Annotated in this window: 14 protein-coding genes; 10 read left to right on the top strand and 4 right to left on the bottom strand. The window is 68.8% G+C overall.

Annotated elements, in window-relative coordinates; genetic code table 11:
• Positions 1 to 123 precede the first annotated feature (123 nt).
• From CJ177_RS02650 to CJ177_RS02640, 3 genes are all read left to right on the top strand, one after another.
• Positions 124 to 2,427 (top strand): carbon starvation CstA family protein, encoded by a 2,304-nt coding sequence (locus CJ177_RS02650; protein ID WP_025432164.1) that lies wholly within the window; start codon positions 124 to 126, stop codon positions 2,425 to 2,427.
• The gene (locus CJ177_RS02645) at positions 2,420 to 2,611 is read left to right on the top strand and encodes a YbdD/YjiX family protein (RefSeq protein ID WP_095867443.1); all 192 of its coding nucleotides are present in this window, start codon (positions 2,420 to 2,422) and stop codon (positions 2,609 to 2,611) included. The genes CJ177_RS02650 and CJ177_RS02645 overlap by 8 nt, the downstream gene beginning before the upstream one ends.
• Before the next feature lie 77 nt (positions 2,612 to 2,688).
• Positions 2,689 to 3,900: an AI-2E family transporter gene (locus CJ177_RS02640; protein ID WP_005239017.1), complete on the top strand. Its 1,212-nt coding sequence runs from the start codon at positions 2,689 to 2,691 to the stop codon at positions 3,898 to 3,900.
• Positions 3,901 to 3,907: 7 nt separating this feature from the next.
• On the opposite strand, the gene CJ177_RS02635 is transcribed toward CJ177_RS02640, so the two are convergent.
• Together CJ177_RS02635 and CJ177_RS02630 are read right to left on the bottom strand one after the other, a co-directional pair.
• Positions 3,908 to 6,889, bottom strand: a complete 2,982-nt coding sequence (locus CJ177_RS02635; protein ID WP_095867217.1) for an AAA family ATPase — start codon at positions 6,887 to 6,889, stop codon at positions 3,908 to 3,910.
• Positions 6,886 to 8,070: an exonuclease SbcCD subunit D gene (locus tag CJ177_RS02630; RefSeq protein WP_095867216.1), complete on the bottom strand. Its 1,185-nt coding sequence runs from the start codon at positions 8,068 to 8,070 to the stop codon at positions 6,886 to 6,888. The genes CJ177_RS02635 and CJ177_RS02630 overlap by 4 nt, the downstream gene beginning before the upstream one ends.
• Positions 8,071 to 8,238: 168 nt before the next feature.
• Here CJ177_RS02630 and CJ177_RS02625 point away from each other — a divergent pair, with 168 nt between their 5' ends.
• Entirely contained in the window at positions 8,239 to 9,402 is a 1,164-nt protein-coding gene (locus CJ177_RS02625; protein WP_095867215.1) for a DNA recombination protein RmuC, read from the top strand.
• 23 nt (positions 9,403 to 9,425) lie between these two features.
• Complete coding sequence (locus CJ177_RS02620; protein WP_025432161.1) at positions 9,426 to 10,268, top strand: DUF6542 domain-containing protein; 843 nt, start codon at positions 9,426 to 9,428, stop codon at positions 10,266 to 10,268.
• A gap of 28 nt (positions 10,269 to 10,296) precedes the next feature.
• Here the strand turns inward: CJ177_RS02620 and CJ177_RS02615 are convergent, their stop codons facing one another.
• Positions 10,297 to 11,307, bottom strand: a complete 1,011-nt coding sequence (locus CJ177_RS02615; RefSeq protein ID WP_005239003.1) for a 4-hydroxy-3-methylbut-2-enyl diphosphate reductase — start codon at positions 11,305 to 11,307, stop codon at positions 10,297 to 10,299.
• Positions 11,308 to 11,449: 142 nt separating this feature from the next.
• Between CJ177_RS02615 and CJ177_RS02610 the strand changes: the two genes are divergently transcribed.
• From CJ177_RS02610 to CJ177_RS02600, 3 genes are read left to right on the top strand one after another with little or no spacing between them, the layout of a single operon-like run.
• A complete protein-coding gene (locus CJ177_RS02610; RefSeq protein WP_025432160.1) occupies positions 11,450 to 12,082 on the top strand; it encodes a lipid droplet-associated protein in 633 nt (210 codons plus the stop codon).
• Positions 12,079 to 13,335: an exodeoxyribonuclease VII large subunit gene (gene xseA / locus CJ177_RS02605; protein WP_095867214.1), complete on the top strand. Its 1,257-nt coding sequence runs from the start codon at positions 12,079 to 12,081 to the stop codon at positions 13,333 to 13,335. The genes CJ177_RS02610 and xseA overlap by 4 nt, the downstream gene beginning before the upstream one ends.
• A gap of 3 nt (positions 13,336 to 13,338) precedes the next feature.
• A complete protein-coding gene (locus CJ177_RS02600; protein ID WP_005239000.1) occupies positions 13,339 to 13,569 on the top strand; it encodes an exodeoxyribonuclease VII small subunit in 231 nt (76 codons plus the stop codon).
• 14 nt (positions 13,570 to 13,583) lie between these two features.
• Here CJ177_RS02600 and CJ177_RS02595 read toward each other — a convergent pair whose 3' ends face one another.
• On the bottom strand, positions 13,584 to 14,153 hold the full coding sequence (locus tag CJ177_RS02595; protein WP_009479114.1) for a DUF4245 domain-containing protein: 570 nt from the start codon (positions 14,151 to 14,153) through the stop codon (positions 13,584 to 13,586).
• A 189-nt stretch (positions 14,154 to 14,342) separates the two neighbouring features.
• Here CJ177_RS02595 and glpX point away from each other — a divergent pair, with 189 nt between their 5' ends.
• Both glpX and CJ177_RS02585 read left to right on the top strand, forming a co-directional pair.
• Positions 14,343 to 15,383 (top strand): class II fructose-bisphosphatase, encoded by a 1,041-nt coding sequence (glpX, locus tag CJ177_RS02590; RefSeq protein WP_039952719.1) that lies wholly within the window; start codon positions 14,343 to 14,345, stop codon positions 15,381 to 15,383.
• A 98-nt stretch (positions 15,384 to 15,481) separates the two neighbouring features.
• Positions 15,482 to 16,885, top strand: a complete 1,404-nt coding sequence (locus CJ177_RS02585) for a class II fumarate hydratase (protein ID WP_005238997.1) — start codon at positions 15,482 to 15,484, stop codon at positions 16,883 to 16,885.

Here is a 16,885-nt window from a genome sequence, read left to right as displayed (position 1 = left end):
CGTTTTTTCGTCGAACCGAACGTCGGCGCAATAGGGTGACGGGGGCCACAAAAGATGTGGCATCTGTCGACGGCGTCACCCCTGGCACACAATGACGACGGGGGCGCTGGGAAGGAGTTCGCGATGGCCTTGAGAGCCGCACCCGAATCCGAGATCGAGTACCTGAAAACGGATCCGGATCTACCAGCGGTCGGCGTCGTGGACCGCACCCCCATCTCACCGGCGGCGCGGATCACGTTCGCCGTCCTCGGCCTTCTCGGCGGCATCGCCTGGGTGATGATCGCGTTCATCCGCGGCGAGAACATCAACGCCGTCTGGTTCGTGGTGGCCGCCGTCTGCACCTATCTCATCGCCTACCGCTTCTACGCGCGGCTGATCGAGCGCAAACTCGTCCAACCCCGTGACGACCGGGCCACCCCCGCCGAGATCCTGGAGAACGGCAAGGACTACATGCCGACGGACCGGCGGGTGCTGTTCGGGCACCACTTCGCCGCCATCGCCGGCGCAGGCCCCCTCGTCGGTCCCGTCCTCGCCGCGCAGATGGGCTACCTGCCCGGCACGCTGTGGATCATCATCGGCGTCGTCTTCGCCGGGGCCGTCCAGGACTTCCTCGTCCTGTGGATCTCGACGAAACGCCGCGGACGCAGCCTCGGTCAGATGGCCCGCGACGAACTCGGCCTCGTCGGCGGTGTCGCCGCCATGATCGGCGTCTTCGTCATCATGATCATCCTCATCGCGGTGCTCGCCCTCGTCGTCGTCAACGCGCTCGCGGAAAGCCCGTGGGGCGTCTTCTCCATCGCCATGACCATCCCGATCGCCCTGTTCATGGGCGTCTACCTGCGGTACCTGCGCCCGGGCAAGGTCGCCGAGGTGTCGCTGATCGGCGTCGTGCTGCTGCTCCTCGCCATCATCTCCGGCGGCTGGGTCGCCGACACCGGCTGGGGCGCCGACTGGTTCACGCTCTCCAAGGTGACCATCGCCTGGCTGATGATCGCCTACGGTTTCGCCGCATCCGTCCTGCCCGTCTGGCTGCTGCTGGCCCCGCGCGACTACCTGTCGACGTTCATGAAGATCGGCACGATCATCCTGCTGGCCATCGGCATCCTGGTCGCGCAGCCCACCATCAAGATGCCCGACGTCACGACGTTCGCCATCCAGGGCAACGGCCCCGCGTTCGCGGGCTCGCTGTTCCCGTTCCTGTTCATCACGATCGCGTGCGGCGCGCTGTCCGGCTTCCACGCCCTCATCTCCTCCGGCACCACGCCCAAGCTGCTGGCGAAGGAAAAGCAGATGCGGCTGATCGGATACGGGGGCATGCTCACCGAGTCGTTCGTCGCGATCATGGCGCTCGTGACCGCGTGCATCATCGACCAGCACCTGTATTTCGCTCTCAACGCGCCGGCCACCCTCACCGGAGGGACCCCCGAGACGGCCGCCGCGTATGTGAACGGCCTCGGACTGTCCAGCCCGAACATCAGCCCCGACACGCTCTCGCAGGCCGCGGAGAACGTGGGCGAGGAGTCGATCATCTCGCGCACCGGCGGTGCCCCGACGCTCGCGTTCGGCATGTCGGAAGTGCTCAGCCAGTTCCTCGGCGGCGCCGCCCTCAAGTCGTTCTGGTATCACTTCGCGATCATGTTCGAGGCGCTGTTCATCCTCACCACCGTCGACGCAGGCACCCGTGTCGCCCGGTTCATGCTGTCCGACTCGCTCGGCAACTTCGGCGGACCCGCCCGCAAGTTCAAGGATCCGTCGTGGCGCGTCGGAGCCTGGGTGTGCTCGCTGGCCGTCGTCGGACTGTGGGGCGCAATCCTGCTGATGGGCGTCACCGACCCGCTCGGCGGAATCAACACCCTGTTCCCGCTCTTCGGCATCGCGAACCAGTTGCTCGCCGCGATCGCGCTGACCGTGGTCCTCGCCGTCGTCATGAAGAGGGGCCAGTTCAAGTGGGCATGGATTCCCGGCGTTCCCCTCGTCTGGGACCTGATCGTGACCATGACGGCGTCCTGGCAGAAGATCTTCTCCGGCAACACCGCCGTCGGCTACTGGTCCCAGCACGCCGCGTTCAAGGAAGCGAAGGAAGCCGGCAAGACCAGCTTCGGTTCCGCCAAGACCCCCGAGGCCATCAACGCCGTCATCCGCAACACGTTCATCCAGGGAACCCTGTCGATCGTGTTCGCCGGCCTCGTCCTCGTCGTCGTGGTGGCCGGAGTGCTGGTGTGCATCAAGGCGTTCCGGGCGGGTGGACTACCGACCACCGAGTCACCCGAGCAGCCGTCGAAGATCTTCGCGCCTGCCGGGTTCGTCCCCACCGCCGCCGAGAAGGAACTCGACAAGGAATGGAACGAACTCATCGCGTCGGGAGCGGTGCGCGCACCCGGTGCTGCGCACACCCACACAGACAGGGCACATCACCATGATGAATAGGGTCGTCGGCGCCGTCCGGACCGCCTGGTGGTGGACGGGGTCGCTGATGGGCGACCACGACTACAGCAGGTACGTCGAACACCTTCGCCGGAACCATCCGGACGCCGAGGTGCCGACCGTGCGCGAGTACTGGAAGGCGCGCTACGCGGACGCCGACGCGAACCCGGGTGCCCGCTGCTGCTGACCTCACCGAGCCGTCCCGGCGTCCCCCAGTACTGTCAGTACTGATCGGCTGAGCAGACACGGTAGGGAGGACCATCTGTGACGGAGAAGGAAGCCCCGGCACCGTCCGGGAGCACAGTCACGAAACCGGACCGCGGGCATCTCATCGGGGTGGGTGCGATGTGGCTGGCCAAGTGGTCGCTGGTCCTCGTGGCCATCTCGCTGGGTGCGTTGCTGTTCGGGTGGATCATCGAAAAGCTGTGGGTGATCGTCCTCCCCGTGCTTCTGGCCGTCGTGGTGTGCACGGTGCTGTGGCCGCCGACCCGGGCGATGACGAGACGACGCATCCCCCCGGCGGCGGCCGCCGCGACGTCTCTCATCGTGTTCATCGCCGTCGTGGCCGGAATCATCGCGGGCATCGTGCCGTCCGTCGTCAACCAGGCACCCGAGCTGGCCAACAAGGCCACCCAGGGCATCAACCAGGTGCAGGACTGGTTGAAGGGTCCGCCGATCAACCTCCAGGACGATCAGATCGACCAGGGCATCCACACCATCATCGTGAAGGTGCAGGAAAGTGGGACGGTCATCGCGTCCGGCGTGTTCACCGGCGTCAGCACCGCCAGCTCCCTGCTGATCACACTGGGCCTCGTGCTGGTGCTGTCGTTCTTCTTCATCAAGGACGGCCCCCGGTTCATCCCGTGGCTGCACTCCGTCAGCGGCGGCCGCGCGGGCCGTCACCTCGAAGTGGTGCTGGGCCGCATGTGGGACACGCTCGGCGGGTTCATCCGCACGCAGGCCTTGGTCAGCCTCATCGACGCCGTCTTCATCGGCGCCGGACTGCTGATTCTCGGTGTGCCACTCGCACCGGTCCTCGCGATCCTGACGTTCATCGGTGGCTTCATCCCGATCGTCGGTGCATTCGTCGCCGGCGCTCTCGCCGTGCTCGTCGCGTTGGTGGCCAACGGTCTCACCACCGCGGTGATCGTGCTGATCATCATCATCGTGGTGCAGCAGATCGAGGGCAACGTGCTGCAGCCCGTTCTCCAGAGCAAGAGCATGAAACTGCACGCCGTCGTGGTCCTGCTCGCCGTCACCGCCGGTGGCTCCGTGTTCGGGATCGTCGGCGCCTTCCTCGCGGTGCCCGCCGCCGCCGTCGCCGCCGTGGTGGTGCGCTACATCGGTGAGCAGATCGACGAGCACAGCGCCGAGAGCAACATCGCCGACGCCGTCGCCGCGGACGAAGACCTCGACGACGCCGAACGGGAGGGCGTCACCGTCGACCAGGCCGCCGTCGCGCCCAAGGCGGACTGACCGGCCGTCAGCCGGCGACCACCTCCACGGTGGAGCCGGTGCGTCCGCGAATCACGTGCAGCCGGCTCGGGATTCGCTGACGCATCTCGTCGACGTGACTGACGATCCCGACCACCCGGCCGCCGTCACGAAGCTCGTCGAGCACGCCCATCACCGAGTCGAGGGTGTCCGCGTCGAGGGTGCCGAATCCTTCGTCGATGAACATCGTGTCGAGGACGACGCCTCCCGACTCCGCGGCGACCACATCGGCGAGACCGAGCGCCAGCGACAGCGACGCCAGGAACGACTCACCGCCGGACAGGGTCTTGGCCGACCGCACCACCCCGGTGTAGTCGTCGCGGATGTCCAGTCCCAGACCACCGCGGCGGCCTCGCGGACCCGCCTCGTCGCTGTGGACGAACTCGTAACGTCCCGCCGACATCCGGCCGAGCCGCGCGGATGCCGACACCGCCACCTCTTCCAGCCGGGCCGCCAGCACATACGACCGCAGCGACATCTTCCTGGCGTTCTGGCCACGGCCCGCGATCACCTCGGCGAGCGCGGCCAGCTCGTCGTGCGCGGCCTGCATCGGCGCGATCGCCTCGGCGGCCTTGTCGAGCTGACCGACGAACCGTTCCAGATCGAGCAGTCGGCGCTCGGCGTCGGACGCCGCCGCGACGGTGACGTTCACGACCTCCGCGGCCGCGTCGTGCGCGTGCTGGACGGACGCCAATTCCACGGGCTCCGTCTCGGCGACGGCAACGATCTCGGGGTCGTCGAGCACGCTGCGCGCCCCGACCTCGGCGTCCCGCGCCGCCGTGAGCACGGCCTCGATCTCACGCTGGCGGGCGGGCGTCCGGACCGCGGTCACGGCGCCGGCAGTGCCGTCGAAACCGGCGTCCCCGGCGAGTGTTTCGGCCTTGGCCGCGAGTTCACGGGCCGCCGACTCGGCTCCGGCACCGGCGTCCCGCGCGTCGAGCAGCTCGGATGCGGACTCGGCGAGGGCGTCGAGTCGTCCGCGACGAGCCTCCACGCTCGGGTCGTCGCCTGCCGCCTCGCTCACCCGGGCCCGGATCTCCCCGAGCTGTGTCGCACTCGCAGTGATCCTCTCGGCCACGGTGGCGGCGTCGACGCCCACCTCCCGCGACCGTTCCTGCAGGTGACTCTCGCGGTCCCGCAGCTCGGTGAGCGATGCGGACCGACGCTCGACCTCGTCGCCGAGCGCGGTCGCCTCCCCCATCGCCGTCTCCGCGGCCGTGAGTGCCTGCGCGAGTTCGTCCGCGTCACCGTCGCCGCCGCGCTGGACGAGCACGTCGATCGCGCGCTCCACCGCGCCCAATTTCTCGGTCGCGGTCGTCAGCGCCGCCGCGGCCTTCTGCTCCGCGGCGAGAGCCTTGTCCTCGTCGGCCTTCGTGACCGACAGCTCGGACGGTTCGGCAGGCTGCGGGTGCTCGGGTGAACCGCACACCTGGCACGGGACACCGTCTTCGAGCGTGCCCGCCAGTTCGGCTGCCATGCCCGCGATCCGACGTTGCAGCAGGTCGAGCCAGTGTTCCCGCGCGTCCTGATGCTTCCGCCGAGCGTCGAGCACGCCGCGCTCGAGCCGATCGCGCTCGGTGCGGCGGGTACGGAGATCCGCTGCCGCCGAGGCAGCGTCGGCTGCCCGATCCCGGGCATCGACGAGAGCGGGCAGTGCGGCGCGGGCCTTCTCCGCCGAGTCGAGCGCCTTCTCCGCTTCCCGCAGGGCGAGCGGCAATCGTTCCCGCTCCCGGGACAGCGCGGCACCGGCCTCGGCGAGTTCGACCTGGCGGGCGCGCAGTCGCTCCACTTCGACAGCGAGCCGGTCGGCGGCGACGGATTCGGCGAGAGCCCCGTCGAGGCGCACGATCTCGTCACGCCAGGCCCGGATACTCGACCGGATGTGCTCCCGTTCGTCAGCGGTCGGAGGCCAGGACAACTCCGCCACGAGATCGGCGCCGCCTGCCGTCGAGCGCAATCCGTCCGTGATCGCCTCGACGTTCCGTGCGGCAGCCGCAGCCTTGGCCCGGGCGGCGTCGGCGTCGCGCGCGACGGTCGCGACCGGTTCGGCCCGGCGCGCATCCGCCAATTCGGCGACCAGGACCGCCCGCCGGCCTGCCCCCGCTGTGTGGGCCTCGAGCTCCGCCTCGGCTCGCCGCCTGCGGTTCTGGAGTTCGAGGACGCGGCGCGCCTCCGTGAGCGCGTCGCGGGCCATCTTCGCCCGGCTCTTGGCGTTCTGCAGGTCGTCCGCAGCCAGGTCACGGGTCTCGCGGGCCTCGTCCTCGAGTTTGTGGGCCCAGGTCACCGGATCGGCATCAGCGCCCCCCTCGATGCCTGCGGCCGTCGCGACCCGTGCCAGCAGAACGTCGATGGCCCGTTGATGCTCGTCCAGGTCGTGAGCGCTGGTGCGCCTGCGGTCGAGGAACCACTCCTCCACCGTCCCGAATCGGGTGGTGTCGAACAGCCTCTCCAGGAGCTGACCGCGTTCCTCGTTGTCGGCGCGCAGAAACTTCGCGAACTCCCCCTGCGGCAGCAGGACCACCTGGAAGAACTGGTCGGCGCTCATGCCCATCAGCTGCCCGACCTCGTCGGCGATGTCGGGGATCCGTGACAGGTTCTCCCCGCGGCCGTCGAGCCAGGTGAGCGTGGCCTTCGCGTTCTCCTTGATGGTCCCCGACCCACGGCGCTTGGGACGCTCGAACTCCGGGCTGCGGACGAGACGCAGATGCCGGCCCGCGATCGTCGCCTCGAGCCTCACCGTCGGAACGGAACCGGCGGGCGCGTGGTCGGACAGGAGGCGCTTGCCGTCCTTCCGTGCCCCGGGCACCGTGCCGTACAGCGCGAACGCCACCGCGTCGAGGACTGTCGTCTTACCGGCTCCGGTATGCCCGTGCAGCAGAAAGAGCCCGTCCGCGCCGAGCCGATCGAAGTCGACTTCCACGGATCCTGCGAACGGCCCGAAGGCTTCGACCTCGAGTCGATGCAGCCTCATGCCGTCTGTTCCAGCGCGACGACCTCGGCGGTGTCTTCGCCGGCCCGGTCGGCGAAGCCGAGTGCAGCTTCCACCAGCCGGATCTCGCCGGTCGACGGTTCGCTGCGCACGTCGGTGAGGAAGCTGCGCGTGATCTGCAGATCGCTGCGCCCGTGCACCTTGTCGCGGTAGCGCAGATCGTCGCCGCCCTCGGGGCGTTGCCACTCGAGGTGAACGGCGAACGGGAATCGGGTCTGGAGTGAGCGCATGGCGTCGACCGGGCGTTCCGGGTCGGTGAGCACCGCTGACACGTAGCAGTCCTCGGCGTCGCGGTACGTGTCGTCCTCGAGCAACTCCTGCACCGTGCCGGTCAATTGTCGGAGACCGCGGACCACCGGCAGGTCGACCCGCTCGACGGTCCGCAGTCCGTCGGCGTCGACATCCACGAGGTAGACCGCCTTGCTGTGGGTGCGCTCGCCGAAGGAGTACGGCAGCGGCGAACCCGAGTACCGGATGTTCTCCGCGAGGGTCTGCGGCGAGTGGAGGTGGCCGAGCGCGACGTAGTCGACCCCGCCGAAGGCCGAAGCCGACACCGTCTCGACGCCGCCGACGGAGATGGACCTCTCCGATCCGGTGGCCTCGGCGCCCACGACGAACGCGTGGGCCAGCACCACGGACCTGGTGAGCGGTGTGGTGTCGTTCCGCCTGTCGAGGTCGGTGCGGACACGGTCCATCGCGGCGTCGAGGATCTCGGCGTGTGACCGCGCGGTCGGCACGTCCAGTTGCGTGCGGGTGATCTCGGGCTCGAGATAGGGAATGCCGTAGAACGCGACGGGACCGTGCGCGTCCTCGAGCACGACGGGCGAGCCGATCCCGGCGACCGTCGTCATGAGGTGCAGCCCGCCCGCGCGGGAGAACGCGGCACCCGCCCCGAGCCGCGCCGCGGAGTCGTGGTTGCCGGACGTGGCGACGATGACTGCGCCGGCGTCCCGGATCGCTTCGAAGCTGCGGTTGCACACGGTGACGGCGTCCGCGCTGGGGATCGACCGGTCGTACACGTCACCGGGAACGACGACGACGTCCACGCCGTGCTCGGCGACGAGGGCGGCGATCGCGTCGAGCACACGGGCCTGGTCGGTGAGCAGGTCCACCCCGTGGAACGTGCGTCCGATGTGCCAGTCCGAAGTGTGCAGGATCCTCATGTCCCGAGACCGTAGAGCACCGTGCCGACAACCTCGAACACCTCGGCCGCGTGGCGTCCGAGCGATTCGACGTGTCGCTGGGGCGGTGCCCCACATGTAGCTGGGCGGTGCCCCACATGTAGCTGGGCGGTGCCCCACATGTCGGTGGGTCGGTGCACCATGAGCCACATGGATGCACTCGCTGCACTCGGAATGCTCCTGGCGCTCGCCGCGGGCACCGCCCTCGGGTGGCTGCTGCACGCGGCGCGGAGCGGTGATCGGGCGGCGCGAGCGGAGGCACAGCTCGCCGCGCTGCGCGAGAACGAGGCCCTGCTGCGGCAGTCACTCGGCGCCGTCAGCGAGGATTCTGCCCGCCGCCACTCGGGTGCGATCGGCGAGCAGATCTCGCGACTGGTCGGGCCGCTGCACGAGGCCGTCGGCGCGCTGGCGAAACAGGTGGACCACGTCGAACGCAGCCGGGTTCACGCGTACGCCGGACTCAGTGAGCAGGTCGAGGGCATGCACCGCACGTCACAGATGCTGTCCACGCAGACGAACAGACTCGTCACGGCGCTGCGGGCGCCGCAGATCCGGGGCCGGTGGGGTGAAATCCAGTTGGAGCGGGTGGTCGAACTGGCCGGGATGGTCCGGCACTGCGACTTCGACACCCAGGTGTCGAAGGAGGGTGTCCGTCCCGACCTGCTCGTGTACCTCGCGGGCGGCAAGCAGATCGTGGTCGACGCCAAGGTCCCGTTCGCGGCGTACCTGGACGCCGCGCAGACGGAAGACCCGGCCGCCCGGGAACAGCACCTCTCCCGGCACGCCCGGCAGCTGCGGACGCACGTCGACCAGTTGGCCGACAAGACGTACTGGGAGTCGTTCGACCCGACGCCGGAGTTCGTGGTGCTGTTCGTGCCCGGTGATCCGTTCCTGGACGCGGCGCTGACCGCCGATTCCGGGCTGCTCGAGCACGCGTTCTCACGGAACGTGATCCTCGCCACCCCCACCACGCTCATCGCATTGCTGCGGACCATCGCGCACACCTGGCGCCAGGAGGCGCTGTCTCGGGACGCCGCGAAGATCCACCAGCTCGGCCGGGAGCTGTACACGAGGCTGGGCACCGTCGGCGCGCATCTCGACCGTCTCGGCTCCCAACTCGGCAAGGCCGTCGACTCGTTCAATCTCACCGTCGCGTCGATGGAGTCCCGGGTCACAGTGACCGCCCGCAAGCTTCACGACCTCGACGTGTTCGACGGCGACGTCACCGAGGTCAGCGCCGTCGATTCGTGGCCGAGACGCACAAATCTCGAGGATCTCTCAGGCTCTACCGGTCACGCCAACGAGGCTAGTTAACAAGTTGCCGCTACTGTCGTTGTGTGTCTGCAACCCAACGTGCTCGCTCTGGGGTGCCGCTCGACAGGCGGTCGATTGTCCCTACGGTCCCCGGTCTCCCCTGGTGGGGTGTCATTCTCCTGGCCGTCGGAGTCACCTTTGTCGGATTCGCTGTCGATGCGGCTCGTGGCACCGAACTCACGGCTGCGTTCTCCACGTTCTATTTCCTCGGCTGCGTTCTCGCCGTGGCGGCTGCCGGCAACCGAGCGCTGTTCACCGCGATCGTCCAGCCGCCGCTGATCCTGTTCGTCGCGGTGCCGCTCGGGCAGAGTCTCATCGCGGACGAGAACAGCACCGCACTGAAAGACCTGGCGATCAACGTCGCGTATCCACTGGTCAACCGCTTTCCGGTGATGCTCGCCGCCACGGTGGTGACCCTGCTGATCGGTGGGCTCCGCCTCTTCCTGCTGCAGCAACGCAAGACCGGTCCCGCTCGCACGTCCGAGCGACGACGCGCGCAGCGGGCGCCACGCGCCGCCCGCCCTCGGCGCGCCGCCGAGGAGTCGGAGCAGTCTCCGCCGCCGCGTCGGACGCGTGACAAGGACGCTGCACGGGAGCACCCCCGTTCGGCACGACGGGCGGCCACCCCACCGCCTCGCCGCTCGTCCTCCTCGGGCGGACGCACAGCGCCCCCACCGCCGATGGTCGACCGGGCAGCGCAGGCACCCCGCTCGGCACCTCCGCGCACCACTCAGGCGCCGCGTTCGGTGCCGCCGCGGACGACGCCGCGACCCCGGCCGAACCCCGACGTGCCTGCCCACCCCATTCCGCAGGTGCGCTACCGCGACCGGTACGAGCCGCCGTTCGAAACGGAGCAGCCCCGCTAGAGCAGGGACGGAGCGGGTAGCGAGCCGATCAGGTCCGCGCGGCCCGCAGCTCGCGCGGCAGTGCGAAGACCAGCGTCTCGTTGGCCGTCGTGACCGGCTGGACGTCGTGGAATCCGTGCTCGTCGAGCAGATCGATCACACCGCGCACCAGGATCTCCGGCACGGACGCACCCGAGGTGATCCCGACCGTCCGGACACCGTCGAGCCAGGCCGGATCCACTTCGCGTGCGTAGTCGACCAGGTACGACGCCTTCGCGCCCGCACCCAGAGCCACCTCGACGAGGCGAACCGAGTTCGAGGAGTTGCGGGATCCGACGACGATGACGAGATCGCATTCGGGCGCCATCGCCTTGACGGCGACCTGACGGTTCTGGGTGGCGTAGCAGATGTCGTCGCTCGGCGGGTCCTGCAGATTCGGGAAACGCTCCCGCAGCCGGGCGACCGTCTGCATCGTCTCGTCGACGCTCAACGTGGTCTGCGACAACCAGATGACCTTCGATTCGTCGCGGACCGTCACAGCGTCGACGGAGTCGGGTCCGTCGACCAGCTGCACGTGATCGGGGGCCTCGCCGGCGGTGCCCTCCACTTCCTCGTGGCCCTCGTGGCCGATCAGGAGGATGTCGAAGTCGTCGCGGGCGAAGCGCTTGGCTTCCTGGTGGACCTTCGTGACCAGCGGGCACGTGGCGTCGATGGTGCGCAGGTTGCGCGCCGCGGCCGATTCGTGGACCGCGGGAGACACGCCGTGGGCGGAGAACACCAGCAGCGCACCCTCCGGAACCTCGTCGGTCTCGTCGACGAAGACGACACCCTGATCGGTGAGCGTCTCGACGACGTGCCGGTTGTGGACGATCTCCTTGCGCACGTAGATCGGGGCGCCGTGCTTCTCGAGCGCCTTCTCCACCGTCTCGACGGCGCGGTCCACGCCGGCGCAGTAGCCGCGAGGTTCCGCGAGCAGTACGCGCTTCTCGCCGTCGGCGCGCGACGCTCCCGAATCTGCAGAACGTGTGATACCCACATTGAGTGGAACAGCCGAAGACATGGCTCCAGACTACGGGTCACCCCGTACGGACGACACTTTCGCGGGGCCTCGGCCGGGTAGTGTGCGCATCGTCGCACCGAAGTCGTCGACGCTGTGGGCACGTCGGCTACCCAAACGTGCCGTTGTCAGGCAGGCTGTGGGAATGATTCGTCCCCCGTTCGTGGCGCGTGTCGCCGCTGGAATCGCCGTGACGGCCGTCGAAGAGGCCAGGAAACTGCCGACCACCGCGGCGACCCTGCCCATGACCGCGGTCAGTCAGGTGCTGCAGACCACGATGCGTGTTCAGCAGTCCATGACGGCGCTGGCCATCAAGGGCGACCAGGCTTTCGCACTGATCAACTGGACCCACGACGAGGAGCAGCCGGTCTGGGCCGTCTTCGACGAGGACACCGATCCGGTACCCGCCGTCGACGGCGGGACCGACGAGCGGTCGGCCGGACCTGGGCGGTTCGCCCTGTACTCGCTGAGTCCGCAGGACGAGAGCACTCCTGAGAAGGTCTCGACCCCGAAGACTGCTCCCGCCGCCACAAACGGCGCCGCCTCCGTGAAGTCGGTGAGCAAGAAGGCCGCGACCTCCGCGCCGACGGTGACCGAACCCGAGATCGCCGTCGTACTCGACTACGGCACGCTGACGCTCGCCCAGCTGCGGGCGCGCCTGCGGAGCCTGTCCGTCGAGGACCTCACGACACTGCTGGACTACGAGAACGCGACCCTGGCACGCGCACCGTTCCAGACCATGCTGACCAACCGCATCACCTCCGCCAAGGCCAAGTGACCTCCGCACAGCCCCGCGCAGCCAGTACCGGACCGAGTACCGCCGAGCAGCCCTGGCCGGTCCGCACCGTGTCGGCCAAGGTCGCACAGTGGATCGACCGGCTCGGGAGTGTCTGGGTCGAGGGACAGATCACCCAGATCAACGCGCGTCCGGGAACCCGGACCGCGTTTCTGGTGCTGCGGGACCCGTCCGTCGACATGTCGTTGTCGGTGACCTGCTCCCCACAGCTGTTGCAGAACTCCGCCGTCCCGCTCACCGAGGGCAGCCGGGTGATGATGTTCGGCAAGTTGTCGTTCTACACCGGCCGCGGGTCGGTCTCGCTGCGGGTGACGGAGATCCGCGCGATCGGGATCGGTGAACTCCTCGCCCGGATCGAGCGGCTGCGTGCGCTGCTCGCAGCGGAGGGCCTGTTCGACCCTCGGCTGAAGCGTCCGCTGCCGTTCCTGCCGGGCACCATCGGGCTGATCACCGGTCGCGCCAGCGCCGCCGAGCACGACGTCCTCAGTGTGGCGCAGCGCCGCTGGCCCGCCGTGCGCTTCGAGGTGCGCAACACCCCGGTGCAGGGCGCGACCGCCGTTCCGCAGATCCTCGACGCGTTGAAGGAACTGGACGCCGACCCGCACGTCGACGTGATCATCCTCGCGCGCGGCGGGGGCAGTGTGGAGGATCTGCTGCCGTTCTCCGACGAGACGCTGTGCCGCGCGATCGTCGCCTGCCGAACTCCGGTGGTCAGCGCCATCGGTCACGAGCCGGACAGTCCGCTCAGCGATCACGTCGCCGACCTGCGGGCCGCGACACCGACGGACGCCGCCAAGCGGGTCGTACCGGACGCCGTCGCCGAGCAGGCGCTGGTCGGCGAACTGCGGTCGCGGAGCGCGGCTGCGCTGCGCAACTGGGTGCAGCGCGAGTCGCACCTGATCGCCCAGCTGCGGAGCCGGCCGGTGCTCGCCGATCCGCTGCGCGCACTCGACCACCGGTCGGACGAGGTCGAGCGACTGCGGGAGGCGGGGCGACGCGACATCAGCCGGGCGATCGCCGCGGAGAGCACCACGATCGAGCACCTTCGTGCACGGCTGACGACCCTCGGCCCCGCCGCGACCCTGGCCCGCGGCTACTCCGTGGTTCAGCGGATCGTGCCCGACGGCGATCCCGAGGTACTGCGTTCGGTCGACGACGCCCCACCGGGCACCCAGATTCGCGTTCGAGTCGCCGACGGTGCAATCCGTGCCGCGGTGATGGGAAAGGACAAGTAGGACATGAGCAAGCCCACCGGAAACGACACCGACATCGCGGAGCTCGGCTACGAGGCGGCGCGCGACGAACTCGTCGACGTGGTCAAGGTGCTCGAGCAGGGCGGCCTCGACCTCGACGCGTCACTCGCGCTGTGGGAGCGTGGCGAGGCCCTGGCCAAACGCTGCGAGGAGCACCTCGCCGGGGCCCGCAAGCGCGTCGAGACGGCGCTCGCCCACGCCGACGACGAGGGCTGACACGCCCCCGGTCGTCAGGCGGCGAGGATCGGGGCGTCGGCCGCCGCGGTGGTGAGCTGCTCGAACGCCTCGGGTGACGCACTGCCCGTCACGAGGAGCCGGACGTCGCCGAAGTCGGAGACCCAGATCGGCTCGACGCCCTCCCCGCCGTACACGATCCAGCTGTGACCTGCGACGTCCTCGGTTCCCGTCGCCGTACGCGGACCACCCGCGACGAACGGCACGAGCACCGTCTCGACGGCATTGCTCTGCGTCAGCTGGATGTAGCGGCCTGCCTCGGTGATGAAGCCGACGGTGCTCGAATCGCCGCCGCCGTCGCCGCTGACGATGCTGCGGCTGCCCGAGTTGGGCGTCCAGCCCTCCGGTGTCTCCGGCTTACGCACCGGGAACGGAAGGTCCTGCGCGTCGTACTTCAGCGCCGCATCGACGTCGAAGCTGGGAATCGGACCACTGGTGGGCCCGCCCGGGCTGAACGTGCACTGGCTGGCGATACCCGCGATCAGTACGCAGAACAGGACAAGGGGTACGAGCGACCACACCATGTCGCGGTTGTTGTGCAGGATGCGGGGTTTATCAGATGCCACGCCCACCAGTATCCAGGGTCGGTCCCGGAACAACGATTCTCGGTCCCATGATTCGCGCCCCAGCAGCGCACGTCACACTTCTTTCTGGGAGAATCAGCAGCGAGATCCACTCGACACTCGGCGGCCGACGGCCACCGACACAGCGTCGACGTACAACGTCGACCGTGACTGCACCAGGAGGCACTGCCCATGACGGCTAGCACCACTTCGAGTCGCCGCGAGGCCCCGGACCGAAATCTTGCTCTGGAATTGGTCCGAGTCACCGAGGCTGGTGCGATGGCTGCCGGTCGCTGGGTCGGCCGTGGCGACAAGGAGGGCGGCGACGGAGCCGCCGTCGACGCCATGCGCCAGCTCGTCAGCTCGGTCTCGATGCGCGGCGTCGTCGTCATCGGCGAGGGCGAGAAGGACGAAGCCCCGATGCTGTTCAACGGCGAAGAGGTCGGCAACGGCGACGGACCCGACTGCGACTTCGCCGTCGACCCGGTCGACGGAACCACCCTGATGGCGAAGGGCATGCCCAATGCGATCGCCGTCCTCGCGGTCGCCGAGCGCGGCGCGATGTTCGACCCGTCTGCCGTGTTCTACATGGAGAAGATCGCCGTCGGCCCCGACGCCGCCGATGTCATCGACATCACAGCGCCCGTCGCCGAGAACATCAAGCGCGTCGCGAAGGTCCGCAAGGCGTCCCCCTCCGACGTGACGGTCTGCATCCTCGACCGTCCGCGGCACGCCAGGCTCATCCAGGAGGTCCGGGACACCGGTGCCCGGATCCGTCTCATCTCCGACGGCGACGTCGCGGGGGCGATCGCCGCCGCGCGTCCGGAGTCGGGCACCGACATCCTGATCGGCACGGGTGGCACGCCCGAGGGCATCATCGCCGCCGCCGCGATGCGCTGTATGGGTGGTTCGCTGCAGGGCCGGCTGGCCCCGACCGACGACGCCGAGCGTCAGAAGGCCATCGACGCAGGCCACGACCTGGACCGTGTGCTCACCACCGAAGATCTCGTGTCCGGTGAGAACGTCTTCTTCTGCGCCACCGGTGTCACGGACGGCGACCTGCTCCGCGGTGTCCGCTACTACGGTGGCGGCGCCTCGACCCAGTCGATCGTGATGCGGTCGAAGTCGGGCACAGTCCGCATGATCGACGCGTACCACCGCCTCGAGAAGCTGCGCGAGTACTCGTCCGTGGACTTCACGGGCGAGGACGGCGCGATTCCGCCGACGTTCTAGGCAGCTCCGCTGCCCGTGCGCCTTTCCGGTAGCCAGAGCTACCCGAAAGGCGCACGGGAGCGCCCCCACGACGCGCTCAGAAGTGGCATGTTTGACGCATGACCGAGAGCAACGAGCAGCAGTACCGGATCGAACACGACACCATGGGCGAGGTGCGGGTGCCCGTGGATGCCCTGTGGCGCGCGCAAACTCAGCGCGCCGTCGAGAACTTCCCGATCAGCGGTCGAGGTCTCGAGCGCACCCAGATACGTGCAATGGGTCTGCTGAAGGCAGCCTGCGCGCAGGTCAACAAGGACCTCGGCCTCCTCGACGCCGAGAAGGCGGACGCCATCATCGCCGCGGCGGGCGAGATCGCCGAGGGCAAGCACGACGATCAGTTCCCCATCGACGTCTTCCAGACGGGCTCGGGCACCAGTTCCAACATGAACGCCAACGAGGTGATCGCGTCGATCGCCGCGGCGAACGGTGTGGTCGTCCACCCCAACGACGATGTCAACATGTCGCAGTCGTCCAACGACACGTTTCCCACCGCGACGCACGTCGCGGCCACCGAGTCCGCGGTGAAGGACCTCCTCCCCGCCCTCGACCACCTGCGCCTGGCCCTGCTCGACAAGTCCACCGAGTGGAAGCACGTCGTGAAGTCGGGCCGCACTCACCTCATGGACGCCGTCCCGGTGACCCTCGGCCAGGAGTTCGGCGGTTACGCCCGCCAGATGGAGGCGGGGATGGAGCGGGTCGTGGCCTGCCTTCCCCGGCTCGGTGAGCTGCCCATCGGCGGCACCGCGGTCGGAACGGGACTCAATGCCCCCGACGGCTTCGGCCCGAAGGTCGTCGCCGAACTGGTCAAGGCGACGGGCGTCGACGCCCTCACACCTGCGAAGAACAGTTTCGAGGCGCAGGCGGCGCGGGACGGCCTGGTGGAGGCGTCCGGCGCGCTCCGCACCATCGCGGTGTCCCTGACCAAGATCGCCAACGACATCCGCTGGATGGGATCGGGACCGCTCACCGGTCTCGGCGAGATCCGTCTCCCCGACCTGCAGCCCGGCAGTTCAATCATGCCCGGCAAGGTCAATCCGGTGCTCCCGGAGGCCGCCACCCAGGTCGCCGCTCAGGTAGTCGGCAACGATGCCGCGGTCGCCTGGGGCGGTGCCGCGGGCGCATTCGAGCTCAACGTCTACATCCCGATGATGGCGCGGAACCTGCTCGAGTCGTTGACGTTGCTGGCCAACGTCACGCGACTGTTCGCCGACCGGTGTGTCGTGGGGCTCGTCGCGAACACCGAGCACCTCAAGACCCTCGCGGAGTCGTCGCCGTCCATCGTGACGCCTCTGAACTCCGCGATCGGGTACGAGGAGGCCGCGGCTGTCGCCAAGCAGGCGCTGAAGGAGAAGAAGACCATCCGCGAGACCGTCGTCGACCGGGGTCTGATCGGCGACAAGCTGAGCGAGGAAGAACTCGACAAGCGTCTCGACGTGCTGGCGATGGCGAAGGTGAAGGACTGA

This window comes from Rhodococcus sp. ACPA1 (assembly GCF_002300195.1).
GTDB classification, from domain to species: Bacteria; Actinomycetota; Actinomycetes; order Mycobacteriales; family Mycobacteriaceae; genus Rhodococcus_F; species Rhodococcus_F opacus.
Note: the sequence above shows the minus strand (reverse complement) of the source record. Positions and strands in the feature narration are given on the sequence as shown.